Raw genomic sequence first — 18,506 nt, forward strand, 5'->3', positions numbered from 1 at the left:
CAAAAGAAAACCGGTGACAGGGTCCGATTATTTTCGAAACATTTCCGCAAAAATGGAGCCTGTCACCGTTTTTTGAAAATGGAGCCTGCCACCGTTTTTTGAGCCCCCGTTTTTGCGGGCCGGCCGGGCGGGTTACTTGAGGAAATACCCCGACACGCGCCACTTGCCGTCGGCTTCCCGCGACGGGATCACCGTTTCCACGGCGTTGGCGCGATCGGCGAAACGCGTGGTGTATTGCAGTACCACGTACTGGCCCTGCGGTGCGCCCGGCAGCGTGGTGGTGTAGGTGGACGATGCCAGCGTGCGCTCCTGGAAGGCGCCGACCGGCATGCGCACGGCGCGGCCGGCCTGCTCCCACTGCGCGACCGCGACCGACTTGCGCAGCGGCTCGCCGGCCTGTTCCCAGGAAGCCTTGTACTGGCCGGCGTCCACCAGGGCCAGCCACTCGGTGGCGGCCTGTTTCGCTTCATCGATGGCTTGCTGGTTCTGCGCGTCCTGCGCATGGGCGAAGGTGGTGGCGGACAGCAGCAGCAAGGTGGCGAACAGCTTCATGAAGATCCTTTCATGGCGATAGTGGGGAAGCGCGGTAAACCCGCCCGCGCGACCCACGATGTTGCCATGAAATCAGCTGCGCCCCCGCGACGGTTGGGCCGCGTGCTATGCCACCTGCGGCAGCTTGTCGATCAGCTTGTCCAGCGTGACCGGATACTCCCGGATACGCACCCCGGTGGCGTTGTAGACGGCATTCGCGATCGCCGCCGCCACGCCGCAGATGCCCAGCTCGCCCACGCCCTTGGCCTTCATCGGCGACGACATGGGGTCGGTCTCGTCGAGGAAGATCACTTCCTGGTGCGGGATGTCGGCATGCACCGGCACCTCGTAGGTGGCCAGGTCGTGGTTGACGAAGAAGCCGATGCGCTTGTCCACCGCCAGCTCCTCCATCAGCGCGGCGCCGGCCCCCATCGTCATGGCGCCGATCACCTGGCTGCGTGCCGATTTGGGGTTCAGGATGCGGCCGGCCGCGCACACGGCCAGCATGCGCCGGATGCGCACCTCGCCGGTGTAGGCATCGACCGCGACTTCGACGAAGTGGGCGCCGAACGTGGATTGCTGGAATTTCTTGTCCAGGTCGCCGTACTCCATCTTGTCCTCGGCCACCAGCTCGCCACCGGCCGCCGCCTCGCGCAACGGCACGGACTTGCCGCCGGCGCGCACGGTGCCGTCGGCGAATTCGGCGTCCACGGCCAGGCCCAGCTTCTTCGCCACCGCTTCGCGCAGTTTCACGCAGGCCGCGTACACGCCCGCCGTGGAACTGTTGCCGCCCCACTGCCCGCCCGAGCCGGCCGACACGGGGAAATCGGAATCGCCCAGCTTCACCACCACCTGGTCGAGCCCCACGCCCATCATCTCGGCCGCGGTCTGCGCGATGATCGTATAGCTGCCGGTGCCGATATCGGTCATGTCGGTTTCCACGGTGACGATGCCCTTGCCATCGAGCCGCACGCGCGCCGCGGACTTCTGCACCAGGTTGTTGCGGAAGGCCGACGCCACGCCCTGGCCGATCAGCCAGCGCCCTTCGCGCACCTGGGCCGGTTGCGGATTGCGCTTGTTCCAGCCGAACCGCTCGGCGCCGGTGCGCAGGCATTCCACATAGCGCCGCTGGGAAAACTTGCGGGTGCGCTTTTCCGGATCGACCGTGGTGTCGTTGACGATGCGCAGCGTGACCGGGTCCATCTTGAGCTTCTCGGCCAGTTCGTCGACGGCGATTTCCAGCGCCATCATGCCCGGCGCCTCGCCGGGCGCGCGCATCGCGTTCCCTTCCGGCAGGTCGAGCACGGCGAGCTTCATCCGCGTCATCCGGTGCGGCCCAGCGTACAGCAGGCGGGTCTGGTTGACGGCCGTTTCCGGTTTGCCGCCCGGCAGGTCGCCGGACCAGCTTTCATGGGCGATCGCCGTGATGCGCCCCTCGCGCGTGGCGCCGATGCGGATGCGCTGGATGGTGGCCGGGCGGTGCGTGGTGTTGTTGATCATCAGCGCCCGCTGCAGCGCCACCTTCACGGGGCGGCCCGCCTGCTTCGCGCCCAGCGCGGCCAGCAGCGCCTCGGCGCGCAGGAACAGCTTGCCGCCGAAACCGCCGCCGATATAAGGCGATACCAGCCGCACCTTGTCCTTGGCGATGCCGAGGGTCTTCGCCATGTCGCCCTTGCCCCAGTCGATCATCTGGTTCGAGGTCCACACGGTGAGCTTGTCGCCCTGCCACGCCGCCACGGAGGCATGCGGCTCCATCATCGCGTGCGTCTGGTCCGGCGTGGTGTAGGTGGCGTCCAGTTTCACCGGCGCGCTGTCGAAGGCGCCCTGGAAATTGCCGGCACTGCTTTCCGGGTCTTCTTCCTTCTTCGGCACCTTGGCCGAGTCCTTCGCCTTGGCCAGGTCGTACTCGCCCTTGATCGGCGAATACTCGACCTTGACGAGGGAAGCGGCGGCGCGCGCCTGTTCGAACGTTTCGGCCACCACCAGCGCGACGGCCTGGTGGTAATGCTCGACCTGCGGTCCGGCCAGCAGCTTGGCGGTGTTGTAGTCGCCCTTTTCCAGCTTGCCGGCGTTTTCGTGGGTGACGATGGCGATCACGCCGGGCGCGCGCCGCGCGGCGGCGCTGTCGATCGCCGTGATGATGCCCTTGGCGACCGTGGCGCCGACCACGTAGCCGTAGGCGGCATTCGGCGCCACGTCGTGCCGCTCGTAGGCATAGCGCGCAGTGCCGGTGGTCTTGTACGGCCCGTCGATACGGTCGACGGGCTTGCCGACCACCTTCAGCTGGTCGATCGGGTTGGTGGTGGCGGGAGTGGTGAACTTCATCGCATCATCCTTTCTTTGCTTCCGCCAGCACGGCGTCGATCGTGCGCTGGACGAGGGGCACCTTGAAGGCGTTGTCGTGCATCGGCTTGGCGCCGGCCAGCAATTGCTCGGCCACTGCGCGGCCGCCGCGCGGCAGGCTCTGGTCCGCCGCCGGCACGCGCCACGGCTTGTGGGCCACGCCGCCCACGGCCACGCGGCCGGTACCATCCGGCTGCACGATGGCGGCTACCGACACCAGCGCGAACGCATACGACGCGCGGTCGCGCACCTTGTGGTACAGCTGCCGCCCGCCGACCGGCTTAGGTAGCGTTACCGCGGTAATCAGCTCGCCGGGCTGCAGCACATGTTCGATGTGCGGCGTGTTGCCCGGCAGCTTGTGGAAATCGGCGATCGGGATGGTGCGCGTAGCGCCGTTCGGCTGCACGGTTTCTACGCTGGCTTCCAGCGCCGCCATCGCCACCGCCATGTCGCTCGGGTGCGTGGCGATGCAGGCGTCGCTCGTGCCGACGATCGCGTGGTGCCGCGTGAAACCGCCGATCGCGGAACAGCCGCTGCCCGGATCGCGCTTGTTGCACGCCTGCGCCGTATCGTAGAAGTACGGGCAGCGCGTGCGCTGCAGCAGGTTGCCTGCGGTAGTAGCTTTGTTACGCAGCTGGGCCGAGGCGCCGGCCAGCAGCGCGCGCGACAGCACGCCGTAATCGCGGCGCACCCGTTCATCCGCGGCCAGGTCGGTATTGCGCACCAGCGCGCCGACGCGCAGGCCGCCGTCGCGGGTCGGCTCGATCTTGTCGAGGTCCAGGCCATTGACATCCACCAGGTGCGGCGGCGTCTCGATTTCCAGCTTCATCAGGTCCAGCAGGTTGGTGCCGCCGGCGATGAAGCGGGCGCCGGGTACGCGCGCGGCGGCGGCCGCCGCCTCTGCGGGGGTGCGCGCCTTTTCATAGGTGAAGACTTTCATGCGGGCCTCCCGGACACTTCGACGATCGCGTCGACGATGTTCGAATAGGCGCCGCAGCGACAGATGTTGCCACTCATCCGTTCGCGGATTTCCAGTTCCGTCAGCGGCGGGCGTTTGGTCAGGTCGGCGGTCACGTGGCTCGGGATGCCCTTCCTGATTTCATCGAGCACCGAGACGGCCGAACAGATCTGGCCGGGGGTACAGTAGCCGCACTGGTAGCCGTCGTGCTTGACGAACGCCGCCTGCATCGGGTGCATCTTCTCGGGCGTGCCGAGGCCCTCGATGGTGGTGATCTCGGCATTCTCATGCATCACTGCCAGCGACAGGCAGGAATTGATGCGGCGGCCGTCGGCGATCACCGTGCAGGCGCCGCACTGGCCCTGGTCGCAGCCTTTCTTGGTGCCGGTCAGGTGCAGCTGTTCGCGCAGCAGGTCGAGCAATGTGGTGCGGGTATCGACGGCCACGCTGTGCTGCTGGCCGTTCACCTTCAGCGTGACTTTCGAGGAAACCGGGGTTTGCGGCTGGGCCGATCCGGTGGCTGTGGCGGCAGCGGGCTGCGCGCCCGCTACCGTGGGCACGGCGGCGGCCGTGGCGGTCAGTGCGCCGGCGATGAGCAGGTCGCGCCGGGTCGTGTCGATATCATCCATGTGTTGGCATCCTTTGGCGGTGGGGTATGGCCGGGGAAGGTTCGCTGCGCACAGGCGGGCTCGTGGCCGGGGCGCGAACCGACAATGATAGTAATGGCAATACGGGAAATGGCCCAACACGGTTGGGATGCCCCGGGAAGCGCGCCGATACCGCGAGATGAAGCGCGAATAAAGACCGTTCGCGGCGGCATGGGATGGAAAAAGGGCGCTGTTGCAAACAGCGCCCTCTTGCTTCGATACGGCTCACACCGGCTGGATCAGAACTTCCAGAGCAGGCTGGCGGTGGCGCTGGCGATGTCGCTTCCCGGCTTTTGCAGTTCGACGCGGGCGGACAGGTTGCCCGTGACGTGGTAGCCCAGGCCCACGCCGAAGATGCCTGTGTCGACATGGCCCTCGCCGGGGTAGCCCGCGCGGTCGGCCTCGAACCGGCCGTAGCCGTAGCCCACGCGGGCGAACAGGTCAAGGTTGCGGCTCAGCGGCGTCGAACCGACCAGGGAGAATTGGGTCTCCTTCAGTTTGACGCCGGTGCCGTAGTAATGCCATTCGCCATGCTGGCGGTAACCGGCTTCGAACGCGAGACCCTGGTTGAAACCGTAGCCGGCGAAGGCGCCGAAGTGGGACTTGTTGCCGTCCAGGTCGCTGAAATGGGTGGCGCCGGCATTGACGCCGGCATACAGGCCGGCCGGGCCGGCGCAGGCGGACGATGCGGCCAGCGCCAGCGCGGCGGCGGCGAGAGAGTTGCGAAACATGTTTTCCTGTCGTGGTTGCGATCCGTGCCGGATCGGAGGGCAGGAATTATGGTTCCGGATTGCCTGTTGCACAAGCTGGCTTGCCTGTTGCATGCGAATGGTACGATGCCTCCATGAATCGACCCATGAAATTCCTGCTGAAGGTGATCGGCACGCTGGCCGTGATACTCGCCGTGCTCGGCGCCTTCCTGCCGCTGCTGCCGACCACGCCGTTCCTGCTGCTGGCCTCGGCCTGCTTCGCGCGCAGCTCGGTGCGGGCGCACAACTGGCTGCGCACCAACCCGCTGTTCGGCAAATACCTGCGCGACTGGGAAGACGGCCGCGGCCTGCCGCTGCGCGGCAAGGTCGTGATCCTGCTGTTCATGTGGGGGTCGATGGGCTATTCGTTCACGCGCGTGGCGCACATCCCCGCGCTGGTGGCGCTGCTGGCGGCGATCGGCCTGGGCGTGACCGTGTTCCTGCTGCGCTTCGTGCCCACCAAGCGCTGAGCCGCGGGGCTTCTTACCGCCCGGTGCGCCGCCGGGCCGCCAGGCCCAGCAAACCAAGCCCGCCGAGCAGCATGCCGTAAGTGGCCGGTTCAGGCACGGCGGCCACCGACAGGTGCAGGTCGTTGACGGTGACGAAGCTGTCCGGAATATTGTCTTTCCAGACCGTCAGCGAGGTCAGGTGGCCGTCCGATACGAAACCGACGAACGAGTCCACGTCCGGCGCGTCGATGGTCCATGTCAACGTGGCTCCGGTGCTGTCGGTCGCGGTCAGCTGGATCGCGTCGATCGGCATCGAGGTGCCGTTGTACCAGGAGCCGAAGAAGTAGCCGCCGGCGCCGGCGATGTCCGGGCCGAAGCCATCGAAGGTCAGCGGATTGTGGCTGTAGCCGGTGGACATCCACCAGTCCACGCCGTCATCGGTGGCGCCCCAGTATTCCGGGGCGGCGGCGCCGGCCGTGACCGTGTAGCCGAACCCGCCCGCCTGGCGCGGCGCGGGAGTCGGGTAATTCAGCAGCGCCAGGTCGTTGAACGTGTCGACACCGGTCGTGCCGGTGGCGGCCAGGTACTCCGCCTGGGTGGTGTAGGCGGTAATGCCCGCGTTGGCGGACGTGGCGAGGATCAGTGAAGCGACAGCAACGGCCTTGTGGGAGAGGGACATACGCACGATGGGACTCCTCGGGGTGGTTGGGAAGTGTCGATGGCATGGCAACATCAGCGCTGCGGCATTGGGTGAACCAACCCGCCCACTGTAGCGCTACCACGACCGTTCCGCACTCCCCCGATGGGGGAGCGGGTGATTCCGGAATGGAATCGCAAACACCGCCGCGTGATCGACGCGCCGGCGCCGGTGCCCGACGATGAAGCCGTTGCATTCATCGATGGAAGGGGCACGATGCAAGACACTTCAGGACGGGGCGCCAGCCGGCGGCAGGTGCTGGCGATGCTGGGCAAGACGCTGGGCGGCGCGGCGATGTACCACGGCATGGCCTCGCTGGGCTTTGCGCAGCCGTCGACGTTTTCCGGGCCGTTGCGCCTGGATGGGGCGCCGAAGGGCAGCCATGTGCTGGTGCTGGGCGCCGGCATGGCGGGCCTGTCGGCCGCCTACGAATTGCGCAACGCCGGCTACCAGGTCACGGTTCTCGAATACAACGGGCGTGCCGGCGGGCGCAGCTGGTCGATCCGCGGCGGCGACCGGTATACCGAACTGGGCGGTGCCGAGCAGGTGTGCCACTTCGCCAAGGGGGAATACGTGAATCCCGGCCCGTGGCGGATTCCCTACCACCACCACGCCATGCTCGACTACGCCCGGCGCCTGAACGTGCCGCTCGAACCGTTCATCCAGGTGAACTACAACGCCTACCTGCACAGCACGGCCGCGTTCGGCGGCCAGCCGCAACGCTACCGCACCGTGCAGGCCGACTACCACGGCCACGTGGCCGAACTGCTGGCCAAGGCCGCCAATGCGGGGCGGCTCGATGGCGACATCACCGCCGAGGAGAAAGACAAGCTGCTCGAATCGCTGGCGTCGTTCGGCGGCCTGAACAAGGACAAGCTGTATGCGAAAGGCTTTCCCTCCAGTGACCGGCGCGGCTTCGACGTGGCGCCGGGCGGCGGCCTGATGCCCCGCGCGCAGTATTCGGCACCTGGCGACCGCGCCACGCTGATCCACTCCGGCCTGTGGGAACACCTGGCCGTCGCACACCAGTATGAATTCCAGAGCAGCATTTTCCAGCCGAAACACGGCATGGACCAGATCGCGCTGGCGCTGTACCGCCAGGTCAGGCAGCACGTGCAGTTCCACGCGAAGGTCACGAAAATCGACCAGGATGCGCGCGGCGTGACCGTGACGGTGGAAGATGCGCGCCATCCGGGCCAGGGCATCCGCCAGGTGAAGGGCGACTGGTGCGTGTGCACGATTCCGCTGTCGATCCTGAGCCAGGTGGACGTCACGGCCGGGCCGGACCTGCTGGCCGCGATCGGCGCCGTGCCCTACGCGGCGGCGTTCAAGGCGGGCCTGCAGTTCAGGCGCCGCTTCTGGGAGCAGGACGAAGGCATCTATGGCGGCATTTCGTATACCGACCAGCCGATCGGCCGGATCTGCTACCCGCCGTCGAACTTCCAGGCCAGGGGGCCGGCCGTGCTGCTGGGCGCCTACATGTTCGGCCCGAACGCCTTTGAATTTTCCGCGATGGACACGGAAGAGCGGCTGCGCGAAGTGGTGCGCCAGGGCGGGCAGATCCACGCCCAGTATGAAAAGGAATTCGACAACGGCATCACCGTCGGCTGGCACCGGGTACCTTGGATCAACGGCTGCCTGGCCATGTGGACCGAGCAGGCGCGCGCGCAGCACTACGACAAGCTGTGCGCGATCGATAACCGCCTCGTGCTGGCGGGCGAGCACGCCTCGTTCATCGGCGGCTGGCAGGAAGGCGCCGTGCTGTCGGCGCACGATGCGATCACCCGGCTGCACGCGAAAGCCAGGGCCACCACGGGGAAAGCGGCATGAAAAAACTGATTCTGACGGCTGCCCTGTACGCATCGGCCGCCGGCGCGGCCGACGTGCCGCAGATGTCGAGCGGCTATGTGTTCGCGCAAAAGGATGGCAAGGCGCTGTATGCGGCCAGCTGCCAGGGCTGCCACATGGCCAAGGGCGAAGGCGCGCGCGGCGCCGGCTTCTATCCGAAGCTGGCCGGCAACCCGCTGGTGCAGAGCCCGGAATACATCGTTTACCGCGTGGCCAACGGCTACCGGGGCATGCCCGCGTTCGCCGGCATGATGAACGACGAGCAGATCGCCGCCGTGGCGACCTATGTGCGCCAGTCGTTCGACAAGCCGGACGCGCCGGCCGTGACCGCCGGCGACGTGCGCAAGCTGCGCCAGCCTTGAAGGCGGCGCGCGTTCAGGCGAAGGCGAGATCGCGGATGCGCGCCAGCGACTTCGTCATCGACACGAATTCGGCCACGCCGCCATGCGGCTGGCGCGAACCCTTGGTGATGATGGCCACTTCGCGCTCGGCCACCGGCTGGCCCGCCACCGACATCTTGTGGATGCGCCGCGCCGCGACCGGGTGGCTGAAGACGCGCTCGGGCAGCAGGCAGCAGGTATCGGTGCCGGCGACCTGGTCGAGCGCCGCGATCAGCGAACTGGACGAGTACACCGTGGCCGGCATGCGCCAGCCCCAGCGCGCGAACACCTCGCGCAGCGCATCCTGCGGGTGCCTGGCACTGTTGGTCTCGCCGAGCACCAGCCAGGGCCGCTCGGCCAGCGCGGCGCCATCGGCCGCATCCGCCGGGCCGCCGCGGCAGGCGATGAACAGCGCTTCGCGGTAGATCGGTTCGACGCACAGGTTACCGGTGTTCAGCCCGCCGGGCAGCTCGGACACGACAAGGTCCAGGCGCCCTTCGCGCAGCATGTCCACCAGGTCGCCCGGCGCGCCCTGCTGGATATGCACGTTGGCGTGCTGGTTGCGGCGCTTGAAATCCTCGGCAACACGGGGCACCAGGGTGAGCGCCGGATCGAGGCTGGCGCCGACCACGACCGTGATGCGCTCGGCCAGCCGTTTCGCATCGAGCATGGCCATCGCATCGTCGACGTCGCGCAGGATGGCCCGCGCGTAGCTGAGCAGTTGCCGCCCCGGCTCCGTTAGCAGGACGCCCGATTGCAGGCGCAGCACCAGCTCCACGCCGTGCGCGGCCTCGAGCTTGAGCACGCTTTTCGTCAGCGCGGCCTGGGATACGCGCAGCGCCCGCGACGCCGCCCGATAGCCGCCGTGCTCGATGACGGCCACGAAGTCGCGCAATTGCTGCAGTGTCATGCTCCTCCCCGGACGTTGTTATCCATCGATCGTTATGCGATTTTCGTGCCAACAACTTTTCCAGCGTTTCGCCATGCCCAGGGCCCTTGCCGCGTCAAAGCGGTGCGGCCGGCTTCTCCGGCTGGTGCACCAGCACCGCCACCGTACCGAAATGTTGCGCGAAAAACGGTGACAGGCTGCATATTGAAAGCGCATGCATTCACCCCAACAGCGAAGGGCTGGGGTCAGACCCGCCGGGTCTGACCCCGGAATTTGCCCTTGGGTGGACTGGAGCCTGTCACCATTTTCCGAGAAACATTTCCTGAAAATGGTGACTGTCACCGTTTTTTGTGTGCTGGGGAGCAACGTACCGGGCGGCTGTCACATCGTGTTACATCGCGTACTTTGCCGCGATTGAAGCGCGGCGGAATGGGCGTATATTCGGTACACGAATCGAAAAGGACTTTTATCATGAAGAAATTCATACGCATGGCAGGCGTTGCCGTGCTGCTGGCGGCGTCCAGCGTGGCCAGTGCCGGTGCCAAGGTGACGTATGTGGAAACCGCGAAGATGACGGATGTGCCGCGTTTCGCAACCGACCGGGAATCGATGGAAATCCACTTCCGCGAACACTTGGAGCTGCTGTCGAAGCAATTACCGGCGGGCCAGCAGCTGAACGTGGAATTCCTCGACATCGACCTGGCCGGCGACCAGTTCCCGCGCGTGGCGATCCAGGACGTGCGCGTGCTGAAGGGCCGTGCGGACTGGCCGCGCATGCATTTCCGCTACACCATCGAGCAGGATGGCAAGGTGGTCAAGAGTGGCGAGCCGAAGCTGGCCGACCCGAATTACCTGATGGGCTCGAACCGGTGGAACAACGAGCAGTACAGCCACGAGAAACAGATGCTGGAAGACTGGTTCCGGAAGGATGTGCTGGGCAAGTCGCGGTAGCCGGAGGGGGGTGCGCCGGGCAGTGGCCAGTGGCGGAATGCCCGGGCAGCGGCAAGCATGACGGTAGCCGCCTGAACAGATACCTTGCGAGATAGCCAATATATGCGCGCGCATGTATGATTGCGGATCATCCACTGTCCGATTTCCATGCCAGCGACCATCGCAGCCACAGAAGAAAAGCAGAGCAGCGGTGCGAGCTCGAACGACATTGCCGACGATATCGCTTCAGCCATCGCGGCGCGCAAGCTCCCCCCAGGCACCAAGCTGCGCGAGGAAGCACTGTCACGCCTCTACCATGTCAGCCGCACCAAGATCCGTGCCGCGCTGCTGATCCTGTCCAAGGACAAGCTGATCCGCATCGTGCCGGACAAGGGCGCCTTCGTCAGCCAGCCCAGCGAAAAGGAATCGCGCGACATCTTTGCCGCGCGGCGCATCATCGAGGGCGCGCTGGCCCGCGAATTCGTGGCCAAGGCCACCGCGGCCGACTATCGCAAGCTGGAAAAGCACCTGGAAGCGGAGCGCCGCTCGCTGGAAGGCGACCACAAGGTGCGCTCGCGCCTGCTGGGCGATTTCCACGTGGTGCTGGCCGAAGTGGTGGGCAACGACGTGGTGCGCGAGATGCTGCATGAACTGGTGGCGCGCAGCTCGCTCATCACGATGCTGTACCAGTCCGACCGGGACGCCGCCTGCTCGGCCGACGAACACGCCGACTTCATCGCCGCCGCGCGCTCCGGCGACGCCGACCTGGCGGCGCGGGTGATGCTCGATCACCTCACCCACGTGGAAGCGGCGCTGCGCTTCGATAGCGGTACCCAGGTCGAGAAGGACCTGGTGTCGGCGTTGCTGAAGTAATCCGGCCGGGAAGCACCTTCTGGACGAGCCGAGCGGCGCCCCGGGCGCCGCTTTTCGCATCACGAGCCAGTGCTCACCCTCGCGGCTCCCCGACTCAGGCGGCTTTGCGCGTACCCGTCTTCAGCGCCAGCTCGCTGGCCAGCGCATTGTGCCGCTCGATCACCACCGGCAGGTCGACCGTTTGCAGCTGGCCGTCGCGCACCACCACCTTGCCGTTGATGACGCTGTGCGTGACGTTCGACGGCGTGCAGAACACCAGCGCCGCGACCGGATCGTGCAGCGCGCCGGCGAAGCCGATCTGGTCGAGCCGGAAGGTGACGATGTCGGCCGACATGCCCGGCTTCAATGCGCCGATGTCATCCCGGTTCAGCACCTTCGCGCCGCCCAGCGTGGCGATTTCCAGCGCCTGGCGCGCCGTCATCGCATCCGGACCGAAACCGACGCGCTGCAGCAGCATCGCCTGGCGCGCCTCGCCCAGCATGTGGCCGGCGTCGTTCGACGCGCAGCCATCCACGCCCAGCCCGACCGGCACGCCGGCATCGATCATCTTGCGGATCGGCGCGATGCCGGAAGCCAGGCGCATGTTCGAGCACGGGCAGTGCGCGATCCCCGTGCCGGTGCGGCCGAACATGTACACGCCGTCGTCGTCCAGCTGCACGCAGTGGGCATGCCACACGTCGTGGCCGACCCAGCCGCAATCCTCCGCGTACTGGGCCGGCGTCATGTTGAATTTCTCGCGGCTGTAGGCGATGTCGTTGACGTTTTCCGCCAGGTGCGTGTGCAGCGACACGCCGTAGCTGCGCGCCAGGCTGGCCGCTTCCTTCATCAGCTCGCGCGATACGGAAAACGGCGAGCACGGCGCCACCACGATGCGCTGCATGGCATGGCGGCCGGCATCGTGGAAGGTTTCGATCAGGCGCTGGGTATCCTTCAGGATCGCCGCTTCCTCCTCCACCACGGCGTCCGGCGGCAGGCCGCCCTTCGACTGGCCCACGCTCATCGCGCCGCGCGCGGCATGGAAGCGCATGCCGATCTTCTGCGCGGCCTCGATGCTGTCTTCCAGCCGGCAATCGTTCGGGTAGATGTACAGGTGGTCGCTGCTGGTGGTACAGCCGGACAGGATCAGTTCCGACATCGCCGTGAGCGTGGAGACATGCACCATCTCGCCGGTGAGGTTGGCCCAGATCGGGTACAGGTTGGTCAGCCAGTTGAACAGCTCGCCGTTCTGCGCGGCGGGGATCACGCGCGTCAGGCTCTGGTACATGTGGTGGTGGGTATTGACGAGGCCGGGCATGACGACATGGCCGGTGGCGTCGATCACCTCGTCCGCCGTTTGCGGCAGGTCGGCAGTGGCGCCGACCGCTTCGATGACGTTGCCGCGCACGAAGATGGCGCCATGGTCGATCTCGCGGCGGTCGTCGTCCATCGTCACGACGACGCGGGCATTCTTGATCAGCAGTGTTTTGGTCATGTCATTGATTCCATCAAGGAGTATGACACTGCGGAAACAATGCTAGTGGTTCGCACTACGGCACCGCGGAAACAATGTCGAAAAATGCCGCGCGGCCTTTCGTTGGCCGCGCGGCGTCAGGAGAGGAAGCTTACGCCGCCTCGATGTTTTTGACCAGCAGCGGTTGAGGCGGTTCTTCGGACTCCTCGTCGTGCGCTTCCGCTTCGCGGCCCGGCAGCACCAGGTTCAGCAGCACGGCGACGATGGCGCCGGTGCTGATGCCCGAACCGAAGATCTCGCTGACGATGGCCGGCATCTTCGCCAGCAGTTCCGGACGGGCGCTGACGGCCAGGCCGCAACCCAGCGACACGGCGATGATCAGGCCGTTGCGCTTGTTGTGCTCCATGCTGGCCAGCATCTGCACGCCGGCGGCCAGGATCATGGCGAACATCATCAGGCCCGCACCGCCCAGCACCGGCTGGGGAATCGTGACCACGACGGCGCCCAGTACCGGGAACAGGCCGGCCAGCAGCAGGAACGCGCCGGTCAGCGCCACCACGTGGCGGCTGGCCACGCCGGTCAGCGAGATCACGCCGACGTTCTGCGCGAAGGTCGACACGGCCGGGCTGCCCAGCACGGACACGAAGGCGGAACCCAGGCCATCGCACAGCACGCCGCGGCACAGGTGCTTGCCGCGCACTTTCGTGTTGGTGGCCGTGCCCAGCGCCATGAAGGTGCCGGTGGTTTCCACGATGGTGACCACGTAGGCCAGGCCCATGGCGAGGATGCCGCTGAGCGGGAAGGTCATGCCGTATTGCAGCGGTTGCGGCAGCGCGAAGGTGGTGGCCTTGGCAACCGAGCTGAAATCGACCAGGCCCAGCGCCAGGCAGACGACATAGCCGATGGCCATGCCGATCACGACGGCGGCGGCGGAGATGATGCCTTTGCCGAACTGCACCAGGCCGATCACGGTCACCAGCACGAACAGCGCGATACCCAGGTTGATCGGCGCGGCGTAGTTGGCGGCGCCCTTGCCGCCGGCGGCCCAGTCGATCGCGACCGGCACCAGCGACAGGCCGATCATCGTGACGACGACGGCCGTGACGGTGTGCGGGAACAGCTTGCGGATCTGCGGCATGAAGAAGCTGCCGACGATCATGATCGCCGAACCGGCCAGCGACGAACCGAGGATGCCGGGCACGCCGTGCTCGAAGCCGATGCTGATGGCGGCGCCGACGAAGGCGAAGCTGGTACCCATCACGCAGGGCAGGCGGATGCCGACCGGCCCCACGCCCTTGCACTGGATGATGGTGACGATGCCGGAACCGAGCAGCGCCGCGTTGACGAGTGCGACGATCTGGTCGGCCGGCAGTTTCAGCACGGCGCCGATCACCAGGGGCACGGCGATGATCCCGCCCAGCGCGGCAAGCATGTGCTGGGCGGCCAGCAAGACAGTCGTGAGCATCGGCGGACGGTCGTCCACCTGGTAGAGCAGGTTGTTCATCTGTGTCTCCAAGATGTTGTGGTTGAACTTGCGTTCTGTTCGGCATGCCTGCAGATCGTCGCGCCTGCTGGGAATATCGAGGGTGGGCATATCAGGATCAGCGTCTGCATCGGCCGGCACCCGGGTCGGGCGCCCGCTTTGGCGGGCAGGGCAATCCGGGCTTTCCGGTGTCGCACTGCCTGGACGGGTTTTCCGAGGATGCCTCGGTGCCGCTCTCCGGCGGCTTTGATGGGAAGTCATGGTGCCCAGTCGCGAAAAAGTTGTCAACAGATTTTGTATACAATTTTAAGCATGTTGGGTATGGGATGGCATGCAGGTCACACCCGATAATGCCAGGGCGCGCGCGCCGATATTGACTACTGGAAATGTCGAAGCGGCGCCTGTCGCCCCGGGACGATGAAACGCGTATATTGGCCGCGCGATGTCCAACCAACCAGCCAAGGAGACCATGACATGAACGATGCGGCCGCAGCCCCCTCCCCCACCGACCTGATCGATGCGCGCATCCATGAACTGGCGGACTGGCGCGGCGCCGCGCTGGCCCGCGTGCGCGACGTGATCCGCCAGGCCGATCCGGGCGTGGTCGAAGAATGGAAATGGAATGTGCCCGTGTGGTCGCACGGCGGCATCCTGTGCACCGGCGAAACCTACAAGAAAGCCGTGAAGCTGACGTTCGCCAAGGGCGCCGCACTGGCCGATCCGGCCGGCCTGTTCAACTCCAGCCTGGACGGCAACACGCGGCGCGCCATCGATATCCACGAAGGCACGACGATCGATGCCGCCGCCTTGCAGGCGCTCGTCAAGGCGGCGATCGCGCACAACGCGGCGACGGCAAAGAAGACGGCACGCAAGCCTGCCTAGGCCGCGTGCGGGTAGCCGGGCATGGCGGCGAATCCGCTGGCATTCCCTAAACGCTGTTTGGAAAAGCTCACCCCAAGTGCAAATTCCGGGGTCAGACCCGGCGGGGCGTAGCCGGGGTTTCGAGGAGCATCGCTCCTTGCCGGCGTAGCAGTGCTCGCCTACCGGCGAGCACTCCTCCCTGACCCCTGCCCTTCGCTGTTGGGGTGAATGCATGCGCTTCCAATGTTTCAGGTAACGCTTTACTTAGCGACGTTACTGCCATTTCCGGTCTTTGCGGCTTTTATTGGCGCTTGCCGCCTCTTCTTAACCCTTACTGCCGCTTGTTGCCGCTGGCCGCCACATCCTGCCGCTTGCCCATGATGTAGGTGCGCTCCACCGTGCGGTCGTCGCCCAGCGTTTGCAGCACGAACAGTTTTTCTTCCAGCGTGGTGGCGCGCGCCGAACGGAACTTCAGCAGCTCGGTGGCGTTCGGATTGAGCACGACGAAGTCGGCCTCGTTGCCGGCCTTGAAGCTGCCGATCCGGTCGTCCAGGTCGAGTGCCTTGGCCGCGCCGAGCGTGGACAGGTAGAACGACTTCAGGGCGGTCAGCGGCTTCTTCTCGGCCGGGGTGTCCGTGAAGGCCTTGTGCAGCTGGATCACCTTGTAGGCCTCGCCCATCGTGCGCAGCGCAGAGAAGCTGGTGCCGGCGCCCACGTCGGTGCCCATGCCCACTTTCACGCCATGCTTTTCGGCGGCCTGCAGGTCGAACAGGCCGCTGCCCAGGAACAGGTTCGAGGTGGGGCAGAATGCGATGGCCGAGCCGGTCTTCGCCAGCGAGGCGAATTCGTCGTCACGCAGGTGCACGCCATGCGCATACACCGAACGCTTGCGCGACAGGCCGAAGCTGTCGTACACGTTCAGGTAGCCGGTGGACGACGGGAACAGTTCCTGCACCCAGGCGATCTCTCCCTTGTTCTCGGACAGGTGGGTGTGCATGTACACGTCCGGGTATTCCTGCAGCAGCTTGCCAGCCATGGTCAGTTGTTCCGGCGTGGACGTCGGCGCGAAGCGCGGCGTGACGGCATACAGCGCGCGGCCGCGCTTGTGCCAGCGGTTGATCAGCGTCTTCGAATCGGCATACGAGGTTTGCGCCGTATCGAGCAGGTAGTCGGGCGCGTTCCGGTCCATCATGACCTTGCCGGCGATGATGCGCATGTTGCGCTTTGCCGCTTCCTCGAACAGCGCGTCGACCGATTCCGGGTGCACGGTCGCCATCACCAGCGCGGTGGTGGTGCCGTTCTTCACCAGTTCGTTGACGAAGGTCCTGGCGACGCCTTTCGCATAGTCCTTGTTGCCGAACTGCTTTTCGGTGGGGAAGGTGTAGGTGTTCAGCCACTCCAGCAGCTGCTCGCCGAAGGAACCGATCATTTCCGTCTGCGGGTAGTGCACATGGCTGTCGATGAAGCCCGGCACGATCAGGCGGCCGCGGTAATCGACCACCTGCACGTTCTGGTGGTTCGACAGCACGGTGCTGGCCGGACCGATGGCCTTGACCTTGCCGTCCGCGCCCACCAGCAGCACGCCATCCTCGTAGTACTCGTACGACTGCTGGGTGGCCGACGGATCGCCGGTGAAGTGCAGGACGGCGGCGCGGTACGCCACGCTGCCCTGCTGCTGTTGCTGCTGCTGGTTTTGCTGGCTGGCCTGCGCGGAGGGCGCGGCCGTCGCGGCGGTCGCGGCCAGGGCGGCGGCGATCGCGGCGGTCAGGCATGACAGTCGTGCTTTGTTCATGGTGTCTCCAATGTTGGGTTGTTATGGTGCTGTGATACGGTGCTGTGCTCGCACCTTGTCGTGGTTGGATGCAGAAGTTCTCCCTGCCGGGCTGCCAGCCCTCTCCGGTTCTTGCGCGCAGGCGTCCCCGCATGGCCGTTCCTGGCGGCCATGGCGCGTCGTCCCAACGTGGTGTCGGTGTCCGTGCTGTTGTTGAACCGGCGTGACGGCCGGTGTGCAGCGTGAGGAAGAGTGCTGTCGAATTCGACAGTGGCGGAAGAGAATGTACCGCCAGAAGCCGGCCGGCTTATATGGCGCCGGATATCATGCTTATCAGCATTGGCTACTGGCGGCGAGGAGAAAGGCGCTGCTTAGCCCTTGCTGCCGCGCGCCCAGCGCAGGCCGAAGCCGTACTTCCGGTCCATCGCCTCGTGGTTGCTCATCTTGCCGTCCGAGACGATGTAGTCCACCAGCTTGGTAACCTGCAGCTGGCCGTTGCGGTTCTCGATCGACGCGATGGCGCACATGCCACCGGCGCCGCCGTGGTCGAGCCGCACTTCGACCGGCGCATTGTCCGGCACCTCGATCGTGACGACGCCATCGGTAGCGGCCCAGTTCGGCACCCCCTGGTAGATGAACGTGAACACGAGGATGCGCTTGATCTGGTCGAACTGGTCGCCGTTGATGAACAGGTTCTCGCCATTGGTGCTGGTGCCGGTGCGGTCGTCGCTATCGAGCTTGATGAACGGCCGGCTGTCGAAGCTGCCCCACGAGTCGCCCAGTGCCTGCACGCCGCCCGGCGTGCCGTCGGCCAGTTCGTACAGGCAGCCCAGGTCCAGGTCGACGCCGTTGGCGCCTTTTGGCCGCAGGGCGCCACCGAGCATGCCGAACAGGCCACCGCTCTTCTGCTCCGGCTGCACGCCGGAAGGATTGCGGTTCCAGTTCAGGTTGACGCGGATGCGGCCAAAGCCGCGGCGCGATGCGCCCTTGGCCAGCGATACCTTGTCGCCGCGTTTTTCCAGCGTGACTTTCGACAGCGACACCTTGGGTGCAGGTGCCGGTGCCGGTGCTGGCGCGGGTGCCGGCGCAGGTGTGGACGCAGCGGCAGCCTCGGTACCGCCGAAGTGCGCCAGCAGCGCCGACAGGCCGCCATTGAAGCCCTGGCCCACGGCACCGAAGCGCCACTGGCCATCCTTGCGATACAGCTCGCCCAGCATCACGGCCTTTTCTTCCTGGAAGTCGGCGCCGGACAGCGCGAACGTGGCCGCCTCGCCCAGCACCATGGCGCCGCTGCCGATGCCGCGCATGGTGCCGTTGCCATCGATCGCGCCGGTGAAGACCAGCTTGTCGACAGCCGCCGGCAGCGCATCCAGGTTCAACTGGAACTGCGCCCGCGAACCGGACAGGTTCACGCGGATCGCCCCTTCGGGACTGGCCAGCTGGTTAAAGAAAATCATGTAGCGGTCGTCGGCCAGTTTGCCGGCCGCATCGAGGCCGAAGCACGACAGGTCGACCGACATGCCGCTGGCCGGCAGGTCGATCGTCACGTTGAAGGCGGCGCCCAGGCCAAGGTCGGACAGCTTGGCTTTCTGGCCGCGGATGATGGTTTTCATGGAGGTCGTTCCCGTTCTGGTTATTACTGCTTAT

17 protein-coding genes are annotated in these 18,506 nt (G+C 66.1%); 6 read left to right on the forward strand and 11 right to left on the reverse strand.

The window, feature by feature from the left end:
• Positions 1 to 132: 132 nt before the first annotated feature.
• The 5 genes from OU994_RS28145 to OU994_RS28165 all read right to left on the reverse strand — a co-directional run bounded on the left by OU994_RS28145 (position 133) and on the right by OU994_RS28165 (position 5,210).
• Complete coding sequence (locus OU994_RS28145) at positions 133 to 552, reverse strand: DUF4019 domain-containing protein (protein WP_281608595.1); 420 nt, start codon at positions 550 to 552, stop codon at positions 133 to 135.
• Positions 553 to 657: 105 nt separating this feature from the next.
• Positions 658 to 2,856 (reverse strand): aldehyde oxidoreductase molybdenum-binding subunit PaoC, encoded by a 2,199-nt coding sequence (gene paoC / locus OU994_RS28150; protein ID WP_281608596.1) that lies wholly within the window; start codon positions 2,854 to 2,856, stop codon positions 658 to 660.
• 4 nt (positions 2,857 to 2,860) lie between these two features.
• Positions 2,861 to 3,814 carry a xanthine dehydrogenase family protein subunit M gene (locus tag OU994_RS28155; RefSeq protein WP_131144057.1) on the reverse strand — a complete coding sequence of 318 codons (954 nt, stop codon included), beginning with the start codon at positions 3,812 to 3,814 and terminating at the stop codon, positions 2,861 to 2,863.
• Positions 3,811 to 4,461 carry an aldehyde dehydrogenase iron-sulfur subunit PaoA gene (gene paoA, locus OU994_RS28160; protein WP_281608597.1) on the reverse strand — a complete coding sequence of 217 codons (651 nt, stop codon included), beginning with the start codon at positions 4,459 to 4,461 and terminating at the stop codon, positions 3,811 to 3,813. Before paoA ends, OU994_RS28155 begins: the two co-directional genes overlap by 4 nt.
• A 257-nt stretch (positions 4,462 to 4,718) precedes the next feature.
• On the reverse strand, positions 4,719 to 5,210 hold the full coding sequence (locus OU994_RS28165; protein WP_281608598.1) for an outer membrane beta-barrel protein: 492 nt from the start codon (positions 5,208 to 5,210) through the stop codon (positions 4,719 to 4,721).
• Positions 5,211 to 5,335: 125 nt separating this feature from the next.
• Here OU994_RS28165 and OU994_RS28170 point away from each other — a divergent pair, with 125 nt between their 5' ends.
• On the forward strand, positions 5,336 to 5,698 hold the full coding sequence (locus tag OU994_RS28170; RefSeq protein ID WP_281608599.1) for a YbaN family protein: 363 nt from the start codon (positions 5,336 to 5,338) through the stop codon (positions 5,696 to 5,698).
• Between the two features lie 13 nt (positions 5,699 to 5,711).
• Here OU994_RS28170 and OU994_RS28175 read toward each other — a convergent pair whose 3' ends face one another.
• On the reverse strand, positions 5,712 to 6,356 hold the full coding sequence (locus OU994_RS28175) for a PEP-CTERM sorting domain-containing protein (protein WP_281611742.1): 645 nt from the start codon (positions 6,354 to 6,356) through the stop codon (positions 5,712 to 5,714).
• 234 nt (positions 6,357 to 6,590) lie between these two features.
• On the opposite strand from OU994_RS28175, the gene OU994_RS28180 reads away from it, so the two are divergent.
• Both OU994_RS28180 and OU994_RS28185 read left to right on the forward strand, forming a co-directional pair.
• Positions 6,591 to 8,204 carry an NAD(P)/FAD-dependent oxidoreductase gene (locus OU994_RS28180; protein ID WP_281608600.1) on the forward strand — a complete coding sequence of 538 codons (1,614 nt, stop codon included), beginning with the start codon at positions 6,591 to 6,593 and terminating at the stop codon, positions 8,202 to 8,204.
• On the forward strand, positions 8,201 to 8,584 hold the full coding sequence (locus OU994_RS28185; protein ID WP_131144053.1) for a cytochrome c: 384 nt from the start codon (positions 8,201 to 8,203) through the stop codon (positions 8,582 to 8,584). Before OU994_RS28180 ends, OU994_RS28185 begins: the two co-directional genes overlap by 4 nt.
• Before the next feature lie 13 nt (positions 8,585 to 8,597).
• Here OU994_RS28185 and OU994_RS28190 read toward each other — a convergent pair whose 3' ends face one another.
• Complete coding sequence (locus OU994_RS28190) at positions 8,598 to 9,512, reverse strand: LysR family transcriptional regulator (RefSeq protein WP_281608601.1); 915 nt, start codon at positions 9,510 to 9,512, stop codon at positions 8,598 to 8,600.
• Positions 9,513 to 9,962: 450 nt separating this feature from the next.
• Here OU994_RS28190 and OU994_RS28195 point away from each other — a divergent pair, with 450 nt between their 5' ends.
• A complete protein-coding gene (locus OU994_RS28195) occupies positions 9,963 to 10,442 on the forward strand; it encodes a DUF3016 domain-containing protein (RefSeq protein WP_281608602.1) in 480 nt (159 codons plus the stop codon).
• Positions 10,443 to 10,589: 147 nt separating this feature from the next.
• Positions 10,590 to 11,294, forward strand: a complete 705-nt coding sequence (locus tag OU994_RS28200; protein ID WP_281608603.1) for a GntR family transcriptional regulator — start codon at positions 10,590 to 10,592, stop codon at positions 11,292 to 11,294.
• A gap of 94 nt (positions 11,295 to 11,388) precedes the next feature.
• Here OU994_RS28200 and OU994_RS28205 read toward each other — a convergent pair whose 3' ends face one another.
• Both OU994_RS28205 and OU994_RS28210 read right to left on the reverse strand, forming a co-directional pair.
• Positions 11,389 to 12,765, reverse strand: a complete 1,377-nt coding sequence (locus OU994_RS28205) for an 8-oxoguanine deaminase (RefSeq protein ID WP_281608604.1) — start codon at positions 12,763 to 12,765, stop codon at positions 11,389 to 11,391.
• A gap of 130 nt (positions 12,766 to 12,895) precedes the next feature.
• Positions 12,896 to 14,248, reverse strand: a complete 1,353-nt coding sequence (locus tag OU994_RS28210; protein WP_281608605.1) for a uracil-xanthine permease family protein — start codon at positions 14,246 to 14,248, stop codon at positions 12,896 to 12,898.
• Between the two features lie 453 nt (positions 14,249 to 14,701).
• Here OU994_RS28210 and OU994_RS28215 point away from each other — a divergent pair, with 453 nt between their 5' ends.
• The gene (locus OU994_RS28215; RefSeq protein WP_131144047.1) at positions 14,702 to 15,109 is read left to right on the forward strand and encodes a DUF1801 domain-containing protein; all 408 of its coding nucleotides are present in this window, start codon (positions 14,702 to 14,704) and stop codon (positions 15,107 to 15,109) included.
• Positions 15,110 to 15,419: 310 nt separating this feature from the next.
• Here the strand turns inward: OU994_RS28215 and guaD are convergent, their stop codons facing one another.
• A complete protein-coding gene (gene guaD, locus OU994_RS28220; RefSeq protein WP_281608606.1) occupies positions 15,420 to 16,880 on the reverse strand; it encodes a guanine deaminase in 1,461 nt (486 codons plus the stop codon).
• Between the two features lie 350 nt (positions 16,881 to 17,230).
• Complete coding sequence (locus OU994_RS28225; RefSeq protein ID WP_281608607.1) at positions 17,231 to 18,472, reverse strand: TerD family protein; 1,242 nt, start codon at positions 18,470 to 18,472, stop codon at positions 17,231 to 17,233.
• Positions 18,473 to 18,506 lie beyond the last annotated feature (34 nt).

Source organism: Pseudoduganella sp. SL102, from assembly GCF_027856995.1.
GTDB lineage: Bacteria > Pseudomonadota > Gammaproteobacteria > Burkholderiales > Burkholderiaceae_D > Rugamonas > Rugamonas albidiflava.